The sequence below is a fragment of the Sorangium sp. So ce128 genome (assembly GCF_051525245.1).
In the GTDB taxonomy this organism is placed as follows: Bacteria; Myxococcota_A; Polyangia; order Polyangiales; family Polyangiaceae; genus Sorangium; species Sorangium cellulosum_B.
On sequence record NZ_CP150313.1, the window covers coordinates 9,294,281 to 9,314,782 of the forward strand.

Below are 20,502 nucleotides of genomic sequence, written 5' to 3' on the forward strand. Positions count from 1 at the left end.
GCGGAAGTCACGGAAACATCACGGGAAATTGACACCGAGAAGGACGTCCGCCGCCCCGGCGAGCGGCGCCATCCGGAAGACCTCGCGGTCCCGGCCCTGCGCGTCGATGTAGTAGAAGGTGTCGCGCACGATCGGAACGATCAGCCCGAGCCCGCCCCCCACGGTAAGCGGGCCGGCGAGCTGCCGGGTGAGGCGGACGTCGAGCGCGCCGCCCGCGGTCAGGCGCTCGTCGGCGCGGTCGACGCCGAACCCGAGGCCGCCGACCTGGAGCGCGCCGAGGCGGACGCCCGCGCACGCGGAGAGCCGCGTCTCGCCCCCGAGCGAGACGGGGCACGCGGACACGAACCCCTCGCCCCAGGAGAAGCGCGTCGAGGAGGCGCCGGTGGTCGCCTCGCTCGGGAGCCAGATCGCCCCCCCGACCTCGAACGACCAGGACCGCGGGGGCGTGAGGCGCGCGCGGAGCGCGGCGGCGATGCCGGGCGAGGGCAGGAGGCCGAGCCCGAAGAGCGGGCCAGCGCCGACCTCGACGCGCCACGGCGCCGGCGGCGGAGATGCCGGCGGCGGAGGTGCCGGCGGCGGGACGGGGACCAGGACGCGCTGCACGATGACCTGCGGCGCCGGCGGCGAGGGCGCGGGCGACGGCGCCGGAGGCGGCGCTGGAGGCGGCGCCGGCGCGGCCAGCGGAGGCGGCGCGCCGGGGGACAGCTTCGCGCTGGGGTCGATCATGAGCGCGATGGCCAGGGCGAGCTCGTCGTCGATGGCGCTGCAGCGGGGCGACGCCGTCGCGATCTCGCGCGTCCCGAGCACCGCGCCGCCCGCGTCGGCGACCGCGATCACCGCGCGCCACCCGCCCGTGCCCTCCGGCTCGATGCGCCCTTCGATGGTGAGCTCGGCGCGGGCGGCCGAGACGAGCGCCGCGCGCCCGAGGCGCGCCTCCACCGCCTGCGCGAGCGCGCGCGCCCCGACGCACGCCTCGGCGCCGGCGAGCCGCACCCAGCTCAGCGACGCTGTCTGCTCGCCGGACGACGCGCGCGCGGGGCGCGCCGCAGCGACGAGCGCCGACGCGGCGAGCGCCGCAGCGACGACGAGCCCGAGGCGCGCTGCGCGGGGCGCGGTCACGGGCCCGGCGAGGCCGCGATCCCGATGCAGGTGGGCCCGGGGACCTCGGTGACGCGGCCGGTGGGCCGGAGGGCGCCGGTCGCCTCGTCCACGCGGAACGCGATGAGGTTGCTCGAGCCCTGGTTCGCGACGAGCATCAAGAATTTCCCGCCAACGACCGGCAGTCGACATAACGTCCAAACGTACGATCCACTGATCCGCCTGCGAAAATCAACAGTTCCAACGAATTCACTCGGCTGTGGTGCAGTGTCTACACCACGCTGGAGCCGAGGCTGCGCACGGGAAGGAGTCGAGGCCGCCATCGTCATGATGGTGGCGTTCGAGCCTCCAGCGACCCCGCCGTGGCGATCCTCACCGGACGGTGAATTTTGGCAAGCGCTGTCGCATCTAGGGCGGGAAGCGACGAGCTCTGGACCGTGCAGCTCGACGGGCGCAGCGCGGCCCGGCGGGTCTCCGGGCAGATCCGATGTGCTCCCTGCCCCGTGCGCTCCGGTGCGAGCGCCCCGAACCGAGGAGGAACGATGCGCCTTCCAGGCAAAATTGGCTTTTTGCTATTCCGTACGCTTGGCTTGTTGTTCGGCTTCGTGCTGCTGCCCGATGCGGCGCACGCGGCCACCACCGCGATCACGTACACCATCGGCCACGCCGATTGCGGCGCGGACAACAGCTTCTCGTTGTACATGAACGGCACGCTGCTCGACACCGTGCCAAGCTCGAACGGCTGCGAGTGCAACGCCTCGCCGCTCCGGGTGAGCATCACCGATCCGGCGTTGCTCGCGCTCTACAACCCCGCGGGCTGTAACGACTTCCAGGTCGCAACGGTCGGTGATGAGTACGTTTCGTGGGGCTACGTGCGCGTCGACGTCGCGTCGGACGAGGGGGCGGCGTCGGCGTGTCTGTTCGACGCCAACCCGACCCGCACCGGCGTGAGCTGCGCCAACCGGAATATTTGCGACGGCTACGTGTCCACCGCCCAGTTCATGGGGAGCGGGGACAGAGATGGCGACGGCGTCGCGGCGGGTGCGGGCTCGGGGTGCGACAACTGCTTTGACGCGTACAACCCGGACCAGAGCGACGCCGACGGCGACGGGATTGGTGATGCCTGCGATCGCTGCGCGGGTCCGGGGTCGGACGACCGCGACAGTGATGGCCTCTGCGATGGGGCGGACAACTGCGTCGCGACCGTCAACCCGGACCAAAGCGACGCCGACAGCGACGGGGATGGCCTCTGCGATGGGGCGGACAATTGCATCGCGACCGCCAACCCGGACCAAAGCGACGTCGACGGCGACGGGTTCGGCAACGCCTGCGACAACTGCGCGGCCATGCCGAACCCTGGCCAGGAAGACAGCGACGGTGACGGGCTCGGCGACGCCTGCGAGCCCTGCTCAGGATGGGACGACTACGACTATGATGGGCTCTGCGGAGGTGCGGACAACTGCGACTACTACTACAACCCGGACCAGCGCGACGCCGACGGCGATGGCCTGGGCGACCCCTGCGACAACTGCGCGGACACGCCGAACCCCGGCCAGGAAGACAGCGACTTCAACGGCCACGGCGACGCGTGCGACCCTTGCCACGCGTCCGGGGACACCGACTTCGACGCCGACTGGGCCTGCGACTCGGTGGACAACTGCGCGTCCCTCCCCAACCCCGGCCAGGACGACAACGACGGCGACGGGTACGGAGACAGCTGCGACGAATGCAGAGGCCCAGGGTGGCACGACTACGACTATGATGGGGCCTGCGACGGGGAGGACAACTGCGTGGCCACGCGGAACTACGACCAGGCCGACGCCGATGGCGACGGCCGGGGCGACGCCTGCGACAACTGCGCGACCACGCCGAACCTCAGCCAGGCCGACAGCGACAGTGACCGTGCGGGCGACGCCTGCGACAACTGCGCGGCCACGCCGAACCCCAGCCAGGCCGACAGCGACGGTGACGGCGTCGGAGACGCCTGCGACAGCTGCGCGGCCGCGCCGAACCCCGGCCAGGCCGACAGCGACGGTGACGGCGTCGGCGACGCGTGCGACCCCTGCGTGACGATCCAGCGGGGCACCTTCGGCCAGGTGGCGGACACGGCGATCTGGGCGCTGTACCCGAGCTACAACGAGGGCAGCTCTTCCTATGTCCACACGGGCCTGAGCAGCGGCGCGGAGAAGAACGCGCTGTACCGCTTCGAGCTCGACTCCATCCCGTACGGCGCCACCATCGAGTCGGCCACGTTCAGCACCGCGCTCTACAGCTCCGGCACGGGCGAGATCCGGGTGCACCGCATCAACGCCTCCTGGGCGGAGTCCACGGTGACCTGGAGCAGCTTCGCCGACAGCTTCGAGCCGGCCGTCGAGGCGACGTTCCTCGGGGCGTCGTCCGGCGTCGCGACCGTCGACCTGACCGCGCTCGTCCAGGCGTGGGTCGACGGCGTGCACCCGAACCACGGTTTCCTCCTGGAGGAGGACCTGACGGCGCGCACCAGCTACCGTTCGAGCGAGCACGACATCCTCGGCGGCCGCCCCTCGCTCGAGGTGTGCTTCCACTGACCGCCTCCTGACCCCGGCCGCTTCTGGTCCTGCCCCGCTTACGTGGACAGCGTCGGCACCCCGATCGATGTGATTTCGCGGCTCAATGTCCCTGTCTGCGCGTACCCCTGTCAACGCTTCGCCGACCTCTCGCGGAGGCCTGCGCGTGACTCGGGGCCGTCGTGGCTCGCCAGGCCTTCGATGTAGGTCTTTTGCATACCCGTCTCCGTACCGGTTTATCCCGGCGCACCCACGTTCCCATGATGCCTTCCCCCTGCGGGGCTTCGTGCGGCCGGTGAAGCGGATGAACCTGTAGAATTTCACGCGCCGCCCCTTCTGGCCTACATGGTGAATCTTTGCCGAGGGCTTCCATGTCGATGAAGCCGCCATCCGGCAGGATGAGATATTTCCAGGAACATGCGAGCCCGCATGCTTTTCATGTCACATCCTGTCAACAACAGCCGAAGGTCGGGAATGCGTGAATGGCCTCGGGCGCTTGGTGGCTCCGCAGTACCTGCCCATGGGTGGGCAGGAGGAGGAGTACACATGCACTGGCTCGAGTTCGTTCAGAACCTCCGTCGTTTCACTCCGTCCCGCTCCCTGGGATTGCGTGCCCTGGTGGGCGCCGGCCTCCTCGCGGGGGCAGGCCTGCTGCTTCCCGAGGTAGCCTCGGCGCAGGAGGAGGACCCCGTTCCCTGCCCGTTCGACAGCGTCCTCTGCCTCTTCGAGGAGGAGGACTACGGCGGGGAAATCTTCAACGTCCGGGCGCTGGACCCGCAGGTGGGCACGTGCGTCAACCTTCCGGAGCACGGCTGGGAGGGAAGGGCACACTCTGCCTACAACACCAACGGCGTCGGCGCCGCGATGTTCCAGAATGAGGATTGCATCGGCTACCCGTACCCCATCTACGCGGAGAGCGGCCTGAGCCCGCTGCCGTTCATCCCCAAGAGCGTCTACGTCTTCTGACGCCATGATCGGGCGAAAGGCGATGGGCATCGCGGCCATCGCCTGACGCGCCCGGGGGGGCGGAGGATAGCCCGCGCAAAGCCATTCCGACCTGTCAAGAATTTCCCGCCAACGACCGGCAGTCGACATAACGTACAAAAGTACGATCCGCTGATCCGCCTATAAAAACCAACAGATCCAACGAGTTCACTCGGCTGTGGTATATTGTCTACACCACGCTGAGCGCAACAGGCGGCTCATCCCCCTCTTCTTCCTGGCCGCCGGCCTCAGCGGCGTCACGGCGGCGTCGCTCTTCGGCCTCGCCATGCACCGCGCGATCGCGCCGCGCATCCGCCGGATGGTGACCGCCGTCCAACGCTTTCTCCAGGGGATCGCCCGGCTCCACGGCGCGAGATTCTGGATCGAGCGGAGCCCCGATGACCTCATGGTCTTCTCGCTGGAACTCCGACGCTAGCTAGTTCCCGTCCCGAAAGTCGCATCTCCGCGTGGCCTCGGCGTGGGGGAGACGAGCATCCGTACAGTAGGAACGGCAGGGCGGAACGTCTCCCGGCGCCGGAGCGCGCCGCAGACGCACCACGGCCGGGGAGCAGGCGCACGAGTCCTGACGGCCCGCGCTCGCGGGGCCCAAGATCGGCCAGCGATCGTGAACGCGCGCGCTACCCGGCGGAGGCGCGTGCGACGATCAGCAGGTTGGCAGCGAGAACCGAGCCCAACACATACGCTTTGAAGGATGTGAACGTGCGCCAGTCGCAGCGGTCGAGACCGAACGATCTCTTAAGGAATGAGATGGTGGCCTCGACCCCAGCTCTAAAATTGCGCAGTGCTCGGTAGAGCCGCGGGCTCTTGGTCATCTCGTCGACGGCTATTCCTTTGCCCTTGCTGAACGCGACGTCGCGGACGCCGAGACCCTTGACCTGTTCAAGATTTGCTCTCGAGGTGAAGCCGCCATCGAACGCCGCCTGGTGCGGAGGCTTGCCACAGATCTCGATGTGCCGCTCAACCATCCCCACCGCCATCGAGGAGTCCGTGGGGTTGCCCAGCGGCACAACGACGTCGAACACGACGCCTGATTTGCCGGCGGAAAAGAACACTTTGTGACCGTACATGGTCTCGCGGTTGTCCTTGACAATCACGTCGACATGCGGCTCGAAGATCGACACGATCTTCTGCTGCGCTGGAACGACCTCGCCCTCCAGCACACGACGGCGGGTCTGCTCGATCACGTGACGGGCGGCCGCGAGATGGTACTGCATCTGCCTGTTCAGACGGTCAATCTCGTCGCGTTGCGGTGTCTGTACGCGTACCTGCCGCAACGCCTCCACTGCGCGGAGCGCCGCCCTAGTTACTTTCTCTGTGAGCCTGATCAGGTCTCGATACAGCGGCTGACGTTCTTCGGCAGACCTTGCGCGCTTGGTCTCCAGAGAGCGCCGCTTGGCTGCTCGGCGGTGGTCCTTCGACTCGACCTTCACCCATCGTCGAGCGCGGCGCAGCAGCCGTGTGAGGACACGAACGCTGTCCTTCAGGAGCGAGGAATCGCTCGGCTCGTGGATCGCGGCACGCACTACCGTGGAGTCGATGCGCGTGCGCTTACCATCATCAACTCCCTCACGAATCGCATACGCCACGATCATCCGATGAATCGCCTCGAGCGTCTGCTCCGAGACCGCCTTGATGTTCCGCTGTAGCGTCGATTTGCTCGGAGCTCGATCGGCCATCCCGAAGCCGCAAAAGGCTCGGTACGTAACCGAATCAGCGAGGTGGAACTCCAGCTCCTCGTAGCTGAGGTCATGCATCTGCTTGAGGAGCAGCACCCGCAGTACCTGCTCGGCGCTCAACCCCTGCCGTCCCCTGTCGCCGTCGATCCCTGCCCCGGTCAAATCCTTGAGCACGACGTCTGCTGCGGCAGGCACTTGCTCCAGGACTGCCGAGATTGTCTGGAGCTCCCTGGCGTGAGGATGCTCGATCGAAGGCGGAACAAGCGGTCGCTGCTGAAAAAAGGCTTTGCGCATCGGAGTGCCGTCCTCCCTGACGGTGCTGGGGGACCACACGGCGGACAGGATCCCTCCGATGGACAAATTCCGCTTGGGGCGCGAGTTTTCTCACCAAATCGATGCGACCTGGACCCGGCCGGCGATGCTGGCGCCTTCAGCGGCCGAGCGCGTCGGCATCCCGCGGTCAGTGAGGGCAGCGGTCCGCTCGCCGCCAATCGAGCTGCGGGTGCGCCCCCAGCGCCACGTGGACCCTACAAAGCAAGCTGTTTTCGACTTTCGGGACGGGAACTAGCTAGTTCCCGTCCCGAAAGTCGCATCTCCGCGTGGCCTCGGCGTGGGGGAGACGAGCATCCGTACAGTAGGAACGGCAGGGCGGAACGTCTCCCGGCGCCGGAGCGCGCCGCAGACGCACCACGGCCGGGGAGCAGGCGCACGAGTCCTGACGGCCCGCGCTCGCGGGGCCCAAGATCGGCCAGCGATCGTGAACGCGCGCGCTACCCGGCGGAGGCGCGTGCGACGATCAGCAGGTTGGCAGCGAGAACCGAGCCCAACACATACGCTTTGAAGGATGTGAACGTGCGCCAGTCGCAGCGGTCGAGACCGAACGATCTCTTAAGGAATGAGATGGTGGCCTCGACCCCAGCTCTAAAATTGCGCAGTGCTCGGTAGAGCCGCGGGCTCTTGGTCATCTCGTCGACGGCTATTCCTTTGCCCTTGCTGAACGCGACGTCGCGGACGCCGAGACCCTTGACCTGTTCAAGATTTGCTCTCGAGGTGAAGCCGCCATCGAACGCCGCCTGGTGCGGAGGCTTGCCACAGATCTCGATGTGCCGCTCAACCATCCCCACCGCCATCGAGGAGTCCGTGGGGTTGCCCAGCGGCACAACGACGTCGAACACGACGCCTGATTTGCCGGCGGAAAAGAACACTTTGTGACCGTACATGGTCTCGCGGTTGTCCTTGACAATCACGTCGACATGCGGCTCGAAGATCGACACGATCTTCTGCTGCGCTGGAACGACCTCGCCCTCCAGCACACGACGGCGGGTCTGCTCGATCACGTGACGGGCGGCCGCGAGATGGTACTGCATCTGCCTGTTCAGACGGTCAATCTCGTCGCGTTGCGGTGTCTGTACGCGTACCTGCCGCAACGCCTCCACTGCGCGGAGCGCCGCCCTAGTTACTTTCTCTGTGAGCCTGATCAGGTCTCGATACAGCGGCTGACGTTCTTCGGCAGACCTTGCGCGCTTGATCTCCAGAGAGCGCCGCTTGGCTGCTCGGCGGTGGTCCTTCGACTCGACCTTCACCCATCGTCGAGCGCGGCGCAGCAGCCGTGTGAGGACACGAACGCTGTCCTTCAGGAGCGAGGAATCGCTCGGCTCGTGGATCGCGGCACGCACTACCGTGGAGTCGATGCGCGTGCGCTTACCATCATCAACTCCCTCACGAATCGCATACGCCACGATCATCCGATGAATCGCCTCGAGCGTCTGCTCCGAGACCGCCTTGATGTTCCGCTGTAGCGTCGATTTGCTCGGAGCTCGATCGGCCATCCCGAAGCCGCAAAAGGCTCGGTACGTCACCGAATCAGCGAGGTGGAACTCCAGCTCCTCGTAGCTGAGGTCATGCATCTGCTTGAGGAGCAGCACCCGCAGTACCTGCTCGGCGCTCAACCCCTGCCGTCCCCTGTCGCCGTCGATCCCTGCCCCGGTCAAATCCTTGAGCACGACGTCTGCTGCGGCAGGCACTTGCTCCAGGACTGCCGAGATTGTCTGGAGCTCCCTGGCGTGAGGATGCTCGATCGAAGGCGGAACAAGCGGTCGCTGCTGAAAAAAGGCTTTGCGCATCGGAGTGCCGTCCTCCCTGACGGTGCTGGGGGACCACACGGCGGACAGGATCCCTCCGATGGACAAATTCCGCTTGGGGCGCGAGTTTTCTCACCAAATCGATGCGACCTGGACCCGGCCGGCGATGCTGGCGCCTTCAGCGGCCGAGCGCGTCGGCATCCCGCGGTCAGTGAGGGCAGCGGTCCGCTCGCCGCCAATCGAGCTGCGGGTGCGCCCCCAGCGCCACGTGGACCCTACAAAGCAAGCTGTTTTCGCTTTTCGGGACGGGAACTAGCTAGCGGAGGGAACATGCTGCGAAACCGCGTGCTGATCATCGACGATGACCCCGATTTCCGGGAGCTCGTCGCCCTCAGCCTGACCGACTGGGGCTCCATTGCCTCCAGGTCGCCATCGCACGAGGCGCGGCTCGCGGAGGTCAGCGTCATGATAGGACAGCTTCTGGAAGAGGGGTTTACGAGGATCGGAATCGACCCGCGGCTCAGCCGGCAGGGCAGCGCGGCGAATCGTCCACGGGAGCGGGAACGGCGGCGACCGGCGCGTCGGGCGCGGGGAATAGGTGGCGGAAGGTGAACGCGCGGGGCGTCGGGCCGTGCCGGCGCAGGTGCTCGAGCCGCTCCTCGGCCTCGGCGACGGTCGGGATGTGCCCGGCCGGGACCCACCACAGCGCCGTGATCGCCTCCTTCATCGGGACGAACCATTCCCGGCGGCGGCGCATCACGGCGGCGTGCTCCGGATTGCGGAAGACGAAGTCGGACAGGGCCTCTGCCGATTCCCACACCGACATGTTCACGAGGATCTGGTCGTCGCCGAACGCCCGCACCCCGGTGGCGTCGCCGCCGTAGCCCTGCAGCCGCCACACGAACCCTGGCGCGGCGTCGGCCAGCGCGTTGACCGGGGCGAGCGCCGACACGAAATCGGCCAGCCGCGCCGAGTCGAGCGGCTCCAGCGGCAAGGCGATGTTGACCTGAGCGAGGTGGTGGGACGGCATCCGGGGACTATACCATCGCGGAGCCTACGGCTGGCGGAGTCGCCGTGAGGACACGAGCTCGAGCCCTCCCGTGCGCTCCGCGATGCGCTGGAGCGACGCGAGCAGCGCGCCAACCTGCTCCTCGCCGAGCAGCGCGCGGAGCCGCCTGTTCACCGCGGCGCGCCCCGCCTCGACCGCCGCCCACCCGCGGTCGGCCAGTGGGCGAGGCTGGCCGTCCCTCGGCCTTCCCGTCCGCGGCAACCACCTTCGGCGCGCGCTCCGCGAGTCGAGCGCCGGAGAGGCGGAGACCGACTGCAAGACCCCGTTCGTGTACTTCTACGACGTGGCCCTGCAAAACGACGCGAAATTCACGTTCCCCACGACGCGGAAGGCGCTCTCCACGTTCCCCGCCGTCGCCGAGATCGGCCTCGTGGAGTATTACGAGGGCGGGCGGCGCCTCGGGGTCACGGTGAAGAGCAAGGAGCAGGGCGAGGCCGTGATTGCGCACGTGAAGGCGAACATGAAGGACGAGCACCCGGAGCTGATTTGTTATGCTCCGAAAAACCCGAGGGTCATCGAGATGAAGGCGGGAAAATGAGCCCCGTCACGCCCCCCGCCGGCATCCCGTGAAGTAGAGCGCCGATCCGGAGACCCCCGCGTCCCACGCGTACCCGTCGCTCCCGGGCACCGAGCGCGCGATCGAGAGGAGCTCGTCGGGCGTGTAGGCGCGCAGCGCGGAGACCGTGCCGTCCCACGCGAAGAGCGCCGGGATCAGCGGGGCGACGTACGTGAGCGCGAAGCGCGACGCCCGCCGCGGGCGCACGAAGGGCATCGCGGCGAGCGAGCCCGTGAAGAGCACTGCCATGTTGAACCCCATCGCGAGCGGCGCGAACACGACCGGCATCCGCCGCAACATCGGCGACGCCGCAAGGTCGAAGAAGCCGAAGGGCTTGCCGTCGCGGACGATCGAGGCGACGAGCGCCGTCACGGCCTCGGGCGGGAAGTGGTGCAGCGCGCCCCACATCGTGCGAAGGCCGTCGAGCTCGGGCGGGACCGCGAGAGCGTCGACCGGCTCCGCGCGGTAGACGACCTTCGGGTCGGCGAGCGCGGCCACGCGCGCGCGGCCCGCCTCGTTCGGGTACCGATCGGTCAGGGTGAACCGGACGTCCACGCGCCGCTCGCTGCGGAGGGCGCGGATCGCCTGGAGCGCGCCGCCGCCGCCGCCCGAGCACACGTCGACGACCTCGGCGCGGGACGTCCGGTCGAGGAGCGCGGCGAGCTTCGGCACGACGCCACGGTAGAAGCCCATGCGGTCGACGCCGAAGTCGAGCAGGTCGGTGCCGCCGTCGCGGATCGCGGCCGGCATCCAGGGGAGATCCTCGAGCTCCACGAGCTGTACACGTCGCACGGCCGCGATGATGGGGGCGCCGCCGCGGCGCTTCAAGGACCGCGCTCGGCCGCCCGCCCGAGGGGCGCGAAGAAAAATTTAGCTCCCGCCGATGCGTCGAGGCCCCCTGAGAAGGCGCGTAGCTCGATCACCGGTGGAGGAACGTCGGCGATCTGGCGTATGCGCTCGTCGCGTTCGGTCCGCCCGGAGGCCACGTGTACGTCGAGCGGGCGCGCCGCGTGCTCGGCCTCCCGGGCGCCGGGCTGCCGTCGTACAGCCAGTACGATCCGCTGATCCGCCTACAAAAATCGACAGATCCAACGAGTTCACTCGGCTGTGGTGTATTGTCTACACCACGCTGGCGCACGGTCTCCCGGAACTCATGGGCGTTGCCGTAGAAGGCGTCGGCGAGCACGATGTCGCCGGGGATCCCGTCGCGCACGGCGCGCTCGATCATACCGAGCGCCAAGTCTCTGCTCGGGGCCCTCTCGAGGGCCGAAGAGGAGGCGAGCGCGATGGTCATCGCCGGCCGGCCGGATCGGTTCTGCGCCGGCTTCGATCTGCGCGTGATCGCCTCGCGCGCACGGAGCTCGCGCGAGCGACGCTGATGGCGCAGATCTACGCTCCAGACGAGGCCGTACGCGTGGGGTATCTCGATGCGTTGGTGCCCCCCGAGGCGGTGCTCGCGCGGGCCAAGGAGGAAGCGGCGAAGCTCTCGAGCCTCGCGCGTCCGGCGTTCGAGGCGACGAAGGCGCGCCTCCGCGGCAAGACGATCGCGCACGTCCACGCGACGCTCCAGGACGATTTGAAACACCTCATTCAAAGGTGAGATGCCCTGCCTGGCGACGCCGACGGTCCATCACGTCAGGCGATCAGGCCCGCCGCCGCCTGACGGTGCCCGTGGAGAAAGTGCGTCGCGCCCTTGAGCTCCACGTAGCCCCTGCCCTCTGCCGCGCTCGCCTCGAAGCTCTCCCGCGCCTGCCGCAGCCCGTGTCCGCCGTCGCGTGCAATCCCGACACACTTGTTACTCCCGCGGCTCGATGCCCGGTCCTACATCTCTCACGACCAAAAACCAGCACGTCGTATCGAGAACGGTACGAGCGACGATGGACACCCAAGGGAGAGAAGAGCGATGACGACGCACATCACCGGGACACGTGAAGAGTGGCTGGCCGCGCGGCTCGAGCTGCTCGAGGCGGAGAAGGAGCTCACGCGGCGCAGCGACGAGCTTTCGCGGCGGCGTCAGGAGCTGCCGTGGGTCCGGGTCGACAAGGAGTACCGATTCGAGACCGAGGAAGGCAGCGCCTCGCTGGCAGAGCTCTTCCGAGGGCGCTCGCAGCTCATCGTCTACCATTTCATGTTCGGGCCCGACTACAAGGCGGGTTGTGTGTCCTGCTCGGCGATCGCGGACGGGTTCAACGGCATCGCCGTCCACCTGGCGAACCACGACGTCACGCTTTCGGCGGTGTCGCGGGCGCCGCTCGCGAAGCTCCTGGCGTACAAGCGGCGGATGGGGTGGACGTTCCCCTGGGCGTCATCGGGCGACGGCCGCTTCAACTTCGACTTCAACGTCGCGTTCACCGAGGAGCAACAGCGCGAGGGGACCGTCGAATACAACTTCGAGCGCGCCGGCCACGCGATGGACGCGACACCGGTCCCGCTGCCCGTCGCCCAGTCCGCGGCCATGACCGGGACCGACGCGCCCACCTACTCGCTCGACAGGCCGGGCCTGAGCGCGTTCGTGCTCGAGGATGGCGCCCTCTACCACACCTATTCCGCCTATGCGCGCGGATTGGACGGTCTCTGGGGCATGTACCAGTGGCTCGACCGCGCACCCAAAGGGCGCAACGAGACGGGCATCTGGTTCCGCCGCCACGACGAGTACGACCAGCGTTGAGCCAAGGCGCGGGTGAAGGTTTATCCCCGGACAGCCGCGATGGTCTTGATGCCGTAGACGATGTGGGGCCCGAGGTACCCCGTACAGTACCGCCGCTGGACATGTGAACACGCCCTCGGCAGCCTGAGTTCGAGCAATGCCATCGGCCCAGGTCGGATCGGTGGTGCCGTGGATCACCACCGTACCCGGCGCCGGAGGCAGCATCGCGAGCAGGGTCTCCCCTGCCGTGGATGGGGCCCCCGCTGCGTCGCGCGTCAGCACGGGATTTCGCGGTCCCCGGGGTCGACCACCGCTCCCCCGACGCCCTCGACGATGCCGGCCCGCAGGGCGCCGCGCGGGCGCCCTACCGGCGCTTCAGGGGCAAGGGCCTTCGTACGGGTAGCCATGCGCCCACCCGCACCAGTCCGCCTTCGACGACGACGTCGCATAAGGATAGTAGGCGGTGCAGTAGGTCGGGTCGCTGTGGTAGACGTACTGCGCGGGCGTGCCGCTCGTGGTGATGTTGTAGCCGGGGTAGGCGTTATGCCCGCACAGCTCGGCCTCGCCCAGCGAGTTGGCGAGGTACACCGGGGTCGCGACCAGGCAGCCGACGACTTGTGCGCCGCCCACCGCGTAGACTTCTTCGACGTTCACAGCAAAGTGCTGCGCCCCCGACCCGGCCGTCTGCCCCGAGCACGTCTTCGGAGCGCACGCGCCGCAGTCTTTCGAGCAGCTGTCGCACGTCTCGTTGTTGTCACAGACGCCGTTGCCGCAGCACGAGCCGCAGTCGGTCGAGCACGTGCTGCAACTCTCGCCGAGGCTAGGCTCGCAGGCGTGGTTGCCGCAGCACGAGCCGCAGTCGGTCGCGCAGTTGCCACACCACTCGTTGCCGTTGCAGATCCCGTCGCCGCACTTGCAGTCGGACGGACAGCTCGACGGCGTCTCGCCGTTGTTGCACGCGCCGTCGCCGCAGCCGGCCACCATGCACTCGCCGAACCACTTGCGGCACTTGCCGTACGTGTACCCGGTGCCGTTGTCGAAGCAGACCTTCGGGATGCCGCTCATGAACATGTCGTCGTCCGTGACCTTGGTCTTCTGCGCGCCGCCGTCCTCGAACAGACGGCACTCGATCGGGCGCCCGTCGGGCAGCGTTGCGGCGCCGAACCACTCGCGGCAGGTGCCGGTCGGGGTGCCGTCGGGTATGCACGCCTCGAGGCTCGACGTCAGGTACACCGCACCCGACGGGCTCGTCATGTCGGCCCTGCCGTCGTTGAAGACCGAGAAGAGCACCGGCGTGTGGCTCGGGTCGGTGGTGCGGCAGTTGCCGAACCACTTGCGGCAGGTGCCGCCCGGGGTGCCGTCGGGCATGCACACCTTGCCGTCACGCTGGAAGTAGAGCGCCTGCGTCGGCCCGGCCAACTCGGTGGCGCCGTCGTTGAACACGAAGCACTCGACCCCCTGCCCAACCGGCAGCGTCGCGCACTGGCCCGGCACGCCCGACGCGCCGCACGCCTGGCCCGCCGGGCACGAGCCGCCGGTGCAGATGCCGCCGCAGCCGTCGGGCGCCCCGCACGTCTTGCCCGAGCACTGGGGCGTGCACCCACACTGGTAGGCCACGCCGCCGCCGCCGCAGGTCGTGCCCGCCGGGCAGGAGCCGGTGCTGCACTTCCAGCCGCAGCCGTCGGACGCCCCGCACACCTTGCCCGCACAGCTGGGCGTGCACTCGGGGGGGGGCGGCGGTTCGCAATCCTCGCATTTGGCTGCAGCGCTATACGGGTCGATGAATTCGAGCGGATCGGAGTCGGGCGAAGCGCTGCACGCGACGACGATCGCGGCGCCGCCGATGGAGAGGGCGAGATATTTGCCGAAGGTCTGCATAGGCAAACGCGTCCTTTCGTGCCGGCCCGGTCGGTGCCGGCGAGGCGGCTGCGCGCGCATCCCCAAGGGCCCGCCGCGCGGCCGCGCGCTGGCCGCATATCAAGCGGCGTGCCAGCGGGATGAGCCAGGCTTTTCCGCCAAACGCGGGATCAGGTTGAGGTGGTCTTGCGCAAGTTGCGCCGGGTTTGCTCGAACCGGACCCGTCGTGCGCACGACGGCAGCGGGCGGCGAGCCATCGCAGCCTGACCGCAGCGAGGACAGATGGACAGGTCGATCCCCGTGAGCGCGGCGAGCAGCGTGCGCCAGTCGACCTTGACGACGTGGCGCGCAGAGGGCTCGTGGTCTTCCTCGTGCTACGGCACCGCTACTGAGTCACGCCGATCGAATCGAGGAAGGCGTTGTACTCGTCGATCTTGTCCCACGGAACCACGTCGAGGCCGACGTTGAGCCGGCTCTCGTCGACCATCCGAGGGGCGAGCATCGCCTTGGTCGCGTCGAGACCGACGATCTTGATGCCGTAGAGGATGTAGGGCACGAGGTACCCCGCATAATACTGCCGCTGGGCGTGAGTCGCCTTGATGAGCCCCTGGCGCATGTACTCGACGGTCTTCGGCTCGAAGTCGAAGGCGACGACGGGGAGCTCCGTCGCGCCCGCGGCCTCCGTGGCCATCGCGCACCGGTACGAGACGTTGTGCAGGCCGAGCAACCCCACGACGGGCGGGTCCGCGGTCTCGATCTGGGCTTTCATCGCCTCGACGTCAGCGACCTCCCCCGGCGGGGACCAGGTGATCGGACGCACCACGACCGTGTAATCGGCGGCCTCGAGGACGCGCCGAGCCCCCAGCATTCGATTCATCCCGTCGACCCAGGACGGGTCGTCGGCGCCGTGGATCACCACCGTGCCCGGCGCCGGGGGCAGCAACGCGAGCAGGGTCTCTCCTGCCGTGACGCCGGCCGACTCGCTGATGGTTCCGACATAGATGGAACGCTTCGAGTCCTTGGCGTCGGTGTCGAGCGTCACCACAGGAACCCCGCCGGCGACGGCCTCATCGATGCCGGCCGCGATGGCGTCGCCGAAGGGCGAGACACCGATCCCTTCGGCGCCGTCCACCACCGCCTGTCCAATCTGCTCCCCCTGGGCTTCCGCCCTCTGCTGCTGATCGCTCCCCGGTCCACTGGGCCCGACCACGTTCCCCGTGGCCCCGAGCTCGCCCATGGCTCGGTTCGCCCCCGTGGTGATCGGCGTGAAGAACCCGCCGAGCTCCTTCAGCAGGATCGCCATCTGCATGGGCTCGATGGCGCCCTCGTTGATCTCGGCGACGAGCGCGTCGAGCGTCGCCTCGATCTCCTTCGCCGTGAACTCGCTGTTGGGCGTCGGCGCGCGCTTGATGGGCGAGGCGTGCTCGCCCTCGCCGGTGGTGTCGCCCGATCCGCATGCCGCCGTCATCAGCGCGAGCCCGAAGGCCGCCACCCAGCGTCGTCCAATCCTGTTCATGATACCCCCTTATGCTCCGTGGTCCGTCCTATCGTATGCAGCAACCTCGCGTGAAGCTCTATCGCGCGGCGGCCTCATCGCCCGCCGAAGCAGCTGACGGCGACCGGGGCGAGATCGACAAATTCGTCGCCGTCGACGGTCCACGGCTGCATGAAGTAATGCCTGTTCGCCCCGTACTCATCGAATTCGTACTCGGCGGCCGCGCCGACGTAGCGGAGCGGGATACCCGCGCGAAGCTTGGTCATCGCCGCCGGGAGGTCGCGCCACGAGGCCGCCTCGTGGGCCGGGTCGTTGAGCTCGCGGATGATCTCGTGCAGATCGTGTCCGGAGGTCGGGATCGCCCCGCTCTTCGCCTGGGCGTACGCGAGGCCCATCGCGATGAGGACGACCCCGTCGTAATAGAAGTGCGCCGCGGGCAGCGGCGCCTCGCCGTCCCAGACGCTGGAGAAGTGCCCGATGAAGGCGGCTGCGTTCCCGGTCGTGCAGCCGACCACCTGCTGGCCCTCGCCCATCGTGCGGCACTCGCTCCGCACGCTGAGCGACGGCGAGACCCCGACGTATCCGTCGAGTGAGCCTGTCGGGATGTTGGCGAGGAGCACCTCGGTGCGCAGCGCAGGGCCGAGGAACCAGGTGCCCGGCCGCCCGGAGACGGCCCATTCGGTCACGATGATCGAGCCGGCGGCGGGATACGAGGCCAGGAGCGTCCGGCCGGCGTTCGCGCCGAAGGCGGACTCGATCTTGCTCGCATACGTTTGCTGGCCTGACGTGAACGTCACCGAGGGGAGGATCCTCCCCCCGAGCGCCGCGAAGTGGGTCGTGAACTCGCTGCTGACGGTGGTGTTGTAGTCGTCCCCCGCGGCCAGGCTGTTCACGGTCTCGATGCCCTCGTCGAAGGCGATGCGCGCCAGCGTGCAACCGACGTCGAACGAGGAGGGGGCGAGCCGCATCCAGCCTCCCATCGCGTCGCTGCGCGCGACGGTGGGCGCGGCATAGCCCGGCAGCATGTGGAACACGTCGAGCGCCTTCACCTCCCGCGCGATCTCGCGGGCGAGCCCGTTCTCTTCCGGCCCGATCAGGTAGCGGACCTGATCCGTGTAGAGCAGCTGGAGCAGCTCCTCGAGCCCGCGCTCCGAGCTGGAGTGGCTGTCTCGGCTCCGGAGGTGGAACGGTCTCCCGTCGAGCCCCCCCGCGGCGTTCAGATCCTGGACCGCGAGCAACATCGCTTGCTCGAGGTTGCGGCCGATGGCCGACTCGCTGCCGGAGAAGGGCAGGAGCGCCCCGAGGACGATCGCATTCTCGGGGTGATAGGGTTCTTCCGGCGCGCATGAGGCGGAGAAGAGGGACGCGAGCCCCAGGACCAGCCCGGTCTCCAGCCAGCGCATGCGCCGCCGGCGAGGCGCGGAGCACACACCCGCTCGACGGCGGCGATGCGGCGCGGCAAGCATCCGAAAGTACATTCTTCCCCCGCGGGATACGCCATCATATCGAGCTTCGTTCTGTCAAGGGCACATGAGCGCAAGCGACGAGTCTTGGAGCGGAGACTCACACGTCGACGCAATACAGAACACACCGGCCAATGCCGGTTCTCATGCATCGCGATGTTTGTCCGTGGATCGCGGCTGTCAGGCCGAGAGGTGAGCGCATGCGCGAGGACGGAGGGCCCCTGAGCGCGGCGAGGGAAAGGAGCGCTGTATCGGGCAGGCGAGGTGAGCACCAAAACCGGATGCGATCCGCCGGACGGCCCTGCCCGCCCGGCTCACCGACCCGGCGCGCCGCAGATGCGGTGGACCAGCCACGGAGCTAGATCCACACCTCGCCCAGCAGATCCAACGAGTTCACTCGGCTGTGGTATGTTGTCTACATCACGCTGAGCTCATCCGTTCTTCCCAGGCACGAAGCGGAGCGACGCGAGGCGCAGCAGCTCACCAGAGCCGCCCTTTGCCCTCAGGTAGACCTCGTGGGAGCCGGCGGCGCTCACCTTGCATGTCACGGTCGTCCAGGTCTCCCAGCCGCCGGTGGCGGGGACATCGCAGGTCGCGACGCGGCGGCCGCCCGCCAGCGGGTCGAGCCATACCTCGACGGCGCCGCCCTCCGCGCTGGAGGCCTGCAGCTCGATCTCGACCGACGCCACGCCGCCGCTGCCCAGATCGACGCTGCCGTACATGGCCCAGTCGCCGTCCTCCAGGCCGCCCAGCACCGGCCCTGCCGACTGGCTCGACACAACCTCGGTGCCGGACTCCTGGTCCGGCTCCGCGGCCGCGATCGCGGTGAAGCCGTCGCGGTACGTGAACAGGTCGAAGTCAGCGCTCGCGTTGCTGGCAAAGACGCCGGCCTGGCTGCCGACCCAGCCCATGTTGACAGTATCGTAGTCCTCGAGCGCGCTGATTTCGATCGGCTCGCCCACCTGGGTCCAGGTCAGGCGGTCCGTGCTGAACCAGCCGGTGGCCTCGTGGTCCTTGCCGTGCACCAGCTTCAGCCAGAGGGTGCGCTCGGCCGGCGCCGGGGCATCGAAGCTGATCTCGGTCGCGTCCACCGCTTCATAGGCGCTCTCGTCGGCGTTGAGGACGGGGACGACCGACCGGAACGAGAAGCGGATCCGGTCTTCTGCGTCCGCCCGGACGCGCGCCACCGACACCTCCTGGCTGATGGGGTGCACCCACGTCGGGAACGCCGTGAGATCCTGCTCCGGGACGGCGTTGCCCAGGCGAACGCCAGCCGCGTCGCCCTCCGCCTCGGGGGCGAAGTCCATCCTCACGATCATCGCTTTGGCGTGCAGCGCGTCCTTCTGGATCACCCACCGCGTCTCGTCCTCCGCCGGCTTGAGCCGGAGCCACCCGGCGCGGTCGGTGACCGAGGTGCGATCGGACGGCATGTTGCCGTAGAAAGTCCAGGCCGGTGCGAGCTTGTCCCCGGTGAACTCGTCGTTGACGGGCAGCAGGAACGGGATGTCGCTGGGCGGCAGCGCCGGCGCCGGCGCCGGCTCGCCCAGGCGAGCGTCCACGACCGGGACCCCGGCGCCGCTCTCGTCGTCGATCCAGGTCACCTGGCTGAGCAACCCCTGCCGACCCAGGCCACGCCAGTTGCTGTCGCACTCGTACGAGTGGGAGAAGACCCACCACGTGCCGTCGCCGATCTGGAACGGCGCTGTGCTGTGCTGCGCGCCGCTGAACGGGGCCTCTCCCTTGAGGACGCTGCCCAGCGGCGTCCAGTCCTCGGGGTTGCTGCTCAGCGTGGCCGAGCGCCACCCGTACTGCTCGCCGCCGCACCCCGTGTGGGTCGAGTCGAAGTAATAGTAGAAGCCGTTTCGCTTCGTCATGGTGGGCCCCTCGGCCCAATTGGCCTCGACCGCGCTGTCGGGGTTGGCCGCGGGATCACCGCACCCCCCGTTCTCCACGTCCCAGTTGACGAAGCTGAGATCGATCGACTCGCCGCTGAGCTGCCCGGTTTCGGGATCGATCTTCTGGAGCAGGTTGACGCCGAAGTTGTTCTCCTCGCCGCCCGTCCCTCCATTCCATTTGCACTGCCCCGCCTTCACGACGAGGTACGTGGTCCCGTCGTCGTCGACGAACACCGAGTCGTCATAGCCGGTCCCGCGGTCGAACGATACGAGCTCCGGGTCCTCTCCGGGCGGCGTGTAGGGGCCCACAGGCTCCACGTGGACGGGCTCTCCCCAGGGCCCTGCCAGGCTCTCGGCCTCCGCGAAGTACTGGTTGAAGTTGACGGCGAAGTAGACCCTGTAGCCCGCGGCGACCTTGACGATGAAGCCGCCCCACGTCCCGCCCCCCGCCGAGGTCGAGGCCTCCAGGCCGGACCATGCCGGATCGACGACGCGCGACACGCGCTCCCAGCGGATGAGGTCCCGCGAGTGCAGGATCTCGACGTTGGGTGAGATGTTGAAGCTGGAGCCGGTGATGTAGAAATCGTCCCCCTCGATGTAGATGTTCATGTCCGGGTGATCGCCGGGCAGGATCGGGTTGAGGTAGGTGGAATGGGGCTCGCCCGGCCAGCTCGCTGTCTCGAAGGCGGCGGTCAGCGTCTTGTTCCCGTCCACCGTGACCTCCACGACGTCGTCCGCCTCGCTCGCGGCCCCGCTCCATCCCGTGAAGTCGGCGCTCGGCGCGGGTCTGGCGGTCACGGTCACGACTGTGCCGGCCCTGCGCAGGTAGGTTCCAGGCGGAGGATCAGTCGTCCCGTCCCCCTTCGCCTCGATGGTCAGGGGATATTCCACGGGCGCTATCTGCTCGTCCCCTCCGCAGGACATGGGCAGGGACCCGATCAGGATCATCGTCGTGATGCAAGCACTGTGGTTTCTCATGGTCATGTCCTGAGTCGTTCTGGCCGCCAATCCCGGCTACAAGGATCTCTGGCGGGTGCGCATGACGACCCGTGCAGTCTTCCGATCGAAAGGACGAGCGCGGGCCCACTGTGAACGCTCACACGACGGGTGTCAA

At 68.2% G+C, this 20,502-nt stretch carries 17 protein-coding genes; 6 read left to right on the forward strand and 11 right to left on the reverse strand.

Annotated elements, in window-relative coordinates; all coding sequences use genetic code 11:
- Positions 1-18 precede the first annotated feature (18 nt).
- Positions 19-1,119 (reverse strand): hypothetical protein, encoded by a 1,101-nt coding sequence (locus WME82_RS35360; protein ID WP_438038905.1) that lies wholly within the window; start codon positions 1,117-1,119, stop codon positions 19-21.
- Positions 1,116-1,256, reverse strand: a complete 141-nt coding sequence (locus WME82_RS35365; protein WP_438038906.1) for a beta-propeller fold lactonase family protein — start codon at positions 1,254-1,256, stop codon at positions 1,116-1,118. The genes WME82_RS35360 and WME82_RS35365 overlap by 4 nt, the downstream gene beginning before the upstream one ends.
- Before the next feature lie 447 nt (positions 1,257-1,703).
- Here WME82_RS35365 and WME82_RS35370 point away from each other — a divergent pair, with 447 nt between their 5' ends.
- The 3 genes from WME82_RS35370 to WME82_RS35380 all read left to right on the forward strand — a co-directional run bounded on the left by WME82_RS35370 (position 1,704) and on the right by WME82_RS35380 (position 5,064).
- Complete coding sequence (locus WME82_RS35370) at positions 1,704-3,665, forward strand: thrombospondin type 3 repeat-containing protein (protein ID WP_438038907.1); 1,962 nt, start codon at positions 1,704-1,706, stop codon at positions 3,663-3,665.
- A 525-nt stretch (positions 3,666-4,190) separates the two neighbouring features.
- On the forward strand, positions 4,191-4,610 hold the full coding sequence (locus WME82_RS35375; RefSeq protein WP_438038908.1) for a peptidase inhibitor family I36 protein: 420 nt from the start codon (positions 4,191-4,193) through the stop codon (positions 4,608-4,610).
- 196 nt (positions 4,611-4,806) lie between these two features.
- Entirely contained in the window at positions 4,807-5,064 is a 258-nt protein-coding gene (locus WME82_RS35380; RefSeq protein ID WP_438038909.1) for a hypothetical protein, read from the forward strand.
- A 202-nt stretch (positions 5,065-5,266) separates the two neighbouring features.
- On the opposite strand, the gene WME82_RS35385 is transcribed toward WME82_RS35380, so the two are convergent.
- The 3 genes from WME82_RS35385 to WME82_RS35395 all read right to left on the reverse strand — a co-directional run bounded on the left by WME82_RS35385 (position 5,267) and on the right by WME82_RS35395 (position 9,436).
- Positions 5,267-6,619, reverse strand: a complete 1,353-nt coding sequence (locus WME82_RS35385) for an ISNCY family transposase (RefSeq protein WP_438038910.1) — start codon at positions 6,617-6,619, stop codon at positions 5,267-5,269.
- A 476-nt stretch (positions 6,620-7,095) separates the two neighbouring features.
- Entirely contained in the window at positions 7,096-8,448 is a 1,353-nt protein-coding gene (locus WME82_RS35390) for an ISNCY family transposase (protein WP_437851805.1), read from the reverse strand.
- 478 nt (positions 8,449-8,926) lie between these two features.
- Entirely contained in the window at positions 8,927-9,436 is a 510-nt protein-coding gene (locus WME82_RS35395; protein ID WP_437740925.1) for a DUF3291 domain-containing protein, read from the reverse strand.
- A 70-nt stretch (positions 9,437-9,506) separates the two neighbouring features.
- On the opposite strand from WME82_RS35395, the gene WME82_RS35400 reads away from it, so the two are divergent.
- The gene (locus tag WME82_RS35400; protein ID WP_438038911.1) at positions 9,507-10,013 is read left to right on the forward strand and encodes a hypothetical protein; all 507 of its coding nucleotides are present in this window, start codon (positions 9,507-9,509) and stop codon (positions 10,011-10,013) included.
- 6 nt (positions 10,014-10,019) lie between these two features.
- Here the strand turns inward: WME82_RS35400 and WME82_RS35405 are convergent, their stop codons facing one another.
- Both WME82_RS35405 and WME82_RS35410 read right to left on the reverse strand, forming a co-directional pair.
- Positions 10,020-10,823, reverse strand: coding sequence for a class I SAM-dependent methyltransferase (locus WME82_RS35405; protein ID WP_438038912.1), 804 nt, complete (start codon positions 10,821-10,823; stop codon positions 10,020-10,022).
- Positions 10,824-10,950: 127 nt separating this feature from the next.
- Positions 10,951-11,325: a transposase gene (locus WME82_RS35410; protein ID WP_438038913.1), complete on the reverse strand. Its 375-nt coding sequence runs from the start codon at positions 11,323-11,325 to the stop codon at positions 10,951-10,953.
- Positions 11,326-11,445: 120 nt separating this feature from the next.
- Here WME82_RS35410 and WME82_RS35415 point away from each other — a divergent pair, with 120 nt between their 5' ends.
- Together WME82_RS35415 and WME82_RS35420 are read left to right on the forward strand one after the other, a co-directional pair.
- Positions 11,446-11,631 (forward strand): hypothetical protein, encoded by a 186-nt coding sequence (locus WME82_RS35415; protein ID WP_438038914.1) that lies wholly within the window; start codon positions 11,446-11,448, stop codon positions 11,629-11,631.
- Positions 11,632-11,934: 303 nt separating this feature from the next.
- On the forward strand, positions 11,935-12,699 hold the full coding sequence (locus WME82_RS35420) for a DUF899 domain-containing protein (RefSeq protein WP_438038915.1): 765 nt from the start codon (positions 11,935-11,937) through the stop codon (positions 12,697-12,699).
- Between the two features lie 354 nt (positions 12,700-13,053).
- Here WME82_RS35420 and WME82_RS35425 read toward each other — a convergent pair whose 3' ends face one another.
- The 4 genes from WME82_RS35425 to WME82_RS35440 form a co-directional block, all read right to left on the reverse strand.
- Positions 13,054-14,556, reverse strand: coding sequence for a hypothetical protein (locus WME82_RS35425; RefSeq protein ID WP_438038916.1), 1,503 nt, complete (start codon positions 14,554-14,556; stop codon positions 13,054-13,056).
- Positions 14,557-14,920: 364 nt separating this feature from the next.
- A complete protein-coding gene (locus WME82_RS35430) occupies positions 14,921-16,051 on the reverse strand; it encodes a substrate-binding domain-containing protein (RefSeq protein ID WP_437740934.1) in 1,131 nt (376 codons plus the stop codon).
- Positions 16,052-16,125: 74 nt separating this feature from the next.
- The gene (locus tag WME82_RS35435) at positions 16,126-17,433 is read right to left on the reverse strand and encodes an ABC transporter substrate-binding protein (protein WP_438038917.1); all 1,308 of its coding nucleotides are present in this window, start codon (positions 17,431-17,433) and stop codon (positions 16,126-16,128) included.
- A 491-nt stretch (positions 17,434-17,924) separates the two neighbouring features.
- Positions 17,925-20,366, reverse strand: a complete 2,442-nt coding sequence (locus tag WME82_RS35440) for a family 43 glycosylhydrolase (RefSeq protein WP_438038918.1) — start codon at positions 20,364-20,366, stop codon at positions 17,925-17,927.
- Between the last annotated feature and the right edge of the window lie 136 nt (positions 20,367-20,502).

What these genes read in the sequence shown, in the direction of transcription:
- WME82_RS35440 (WP_438038918.1), bottom strand. Translation starts at nt 20,366, where the DNA reads ATGAGAAACCACAGTGCTTGCATCACGACGATGATCCTGATCGGGTCC.
- WME82_RS35385 (WP_438038910.1), bottom strand. Translation starts at nt 6,619, where the DNA reads ATGCGCAAAGCCTTTTTTCAGCAGCGACCGCTTGTTCCGCCTTCGATC.
- WME82_RS35410 (WP_438038913.1), bottom strand. Translation starts at nt 11,325, where the DNA reads ATGACCATCGCGCTCGCCTCCTCTTCGGCCCTCGAGAGGGCCCCGAGC.
- WME82_RS35375 (WP_438038908.1), top strand. Translation starts at nt 4,191, where the DNA reads ATGCACTGGCTCGAGTTCGTTCAGAACCTCCGTCGTTTCACTCCGTCC.
- WME82_RS35420 (WP_438038915.1), top strand. Translation starts at nt 11,935, where the DNA reads ATGACGACGCACATCACCGGGACACGTGAAGAGTGGCTGGCCGCGCGG.
- WME82_RS35395 (WP_437740925.1), bottom strand. Translation starts at nt 9,436, where the DNA reads ATGCCGTCCCACCACCTCGCTCAGGTCAACATCGCCTTGCCGCTGGAG.
- WME82_RS35425 (WP_438038916.1), bottom strand. Translation starts at nt 14,556, where the DNA reads ATGCAGACCTTCGGCAAATATCTCGCCCTCTCCATCGGCGGCGCCGCG.
- WME82_RS35390 (WP_437851805.1), bottom strand. Translation starts at nt 8,448, where the DNA reads ATGCGCAAAGCCTTTTTTCAGCAGCGACCGCTTGTTCCGCCTTCGATC.
- WME82_RS35430 (WP_437740934.1), bottom strand. Translation starts at nt 16,051, where the DNA reads ATGAACAGGATTGGACGACGCTGGGTGGCGGCCTTCGGGCTCGCGCTG.
- WME82_RS35435 (WP_438038917.1), bottom strand. Translation starts at nt 17,433, where the DNA reads ATGCGCTGGCTGGAGACCGGGCTGGTCCTGGGGCTCGCGTCCCTCTTC.
- WME82_RS35365 (WP_438038906.1), bottom strand. Translation starts at nt 1,256, where the DNA reads ATGCTCGTCGCGAACCAGGGCTCGAGCAACCTCATCGCGTTCCGCGTG.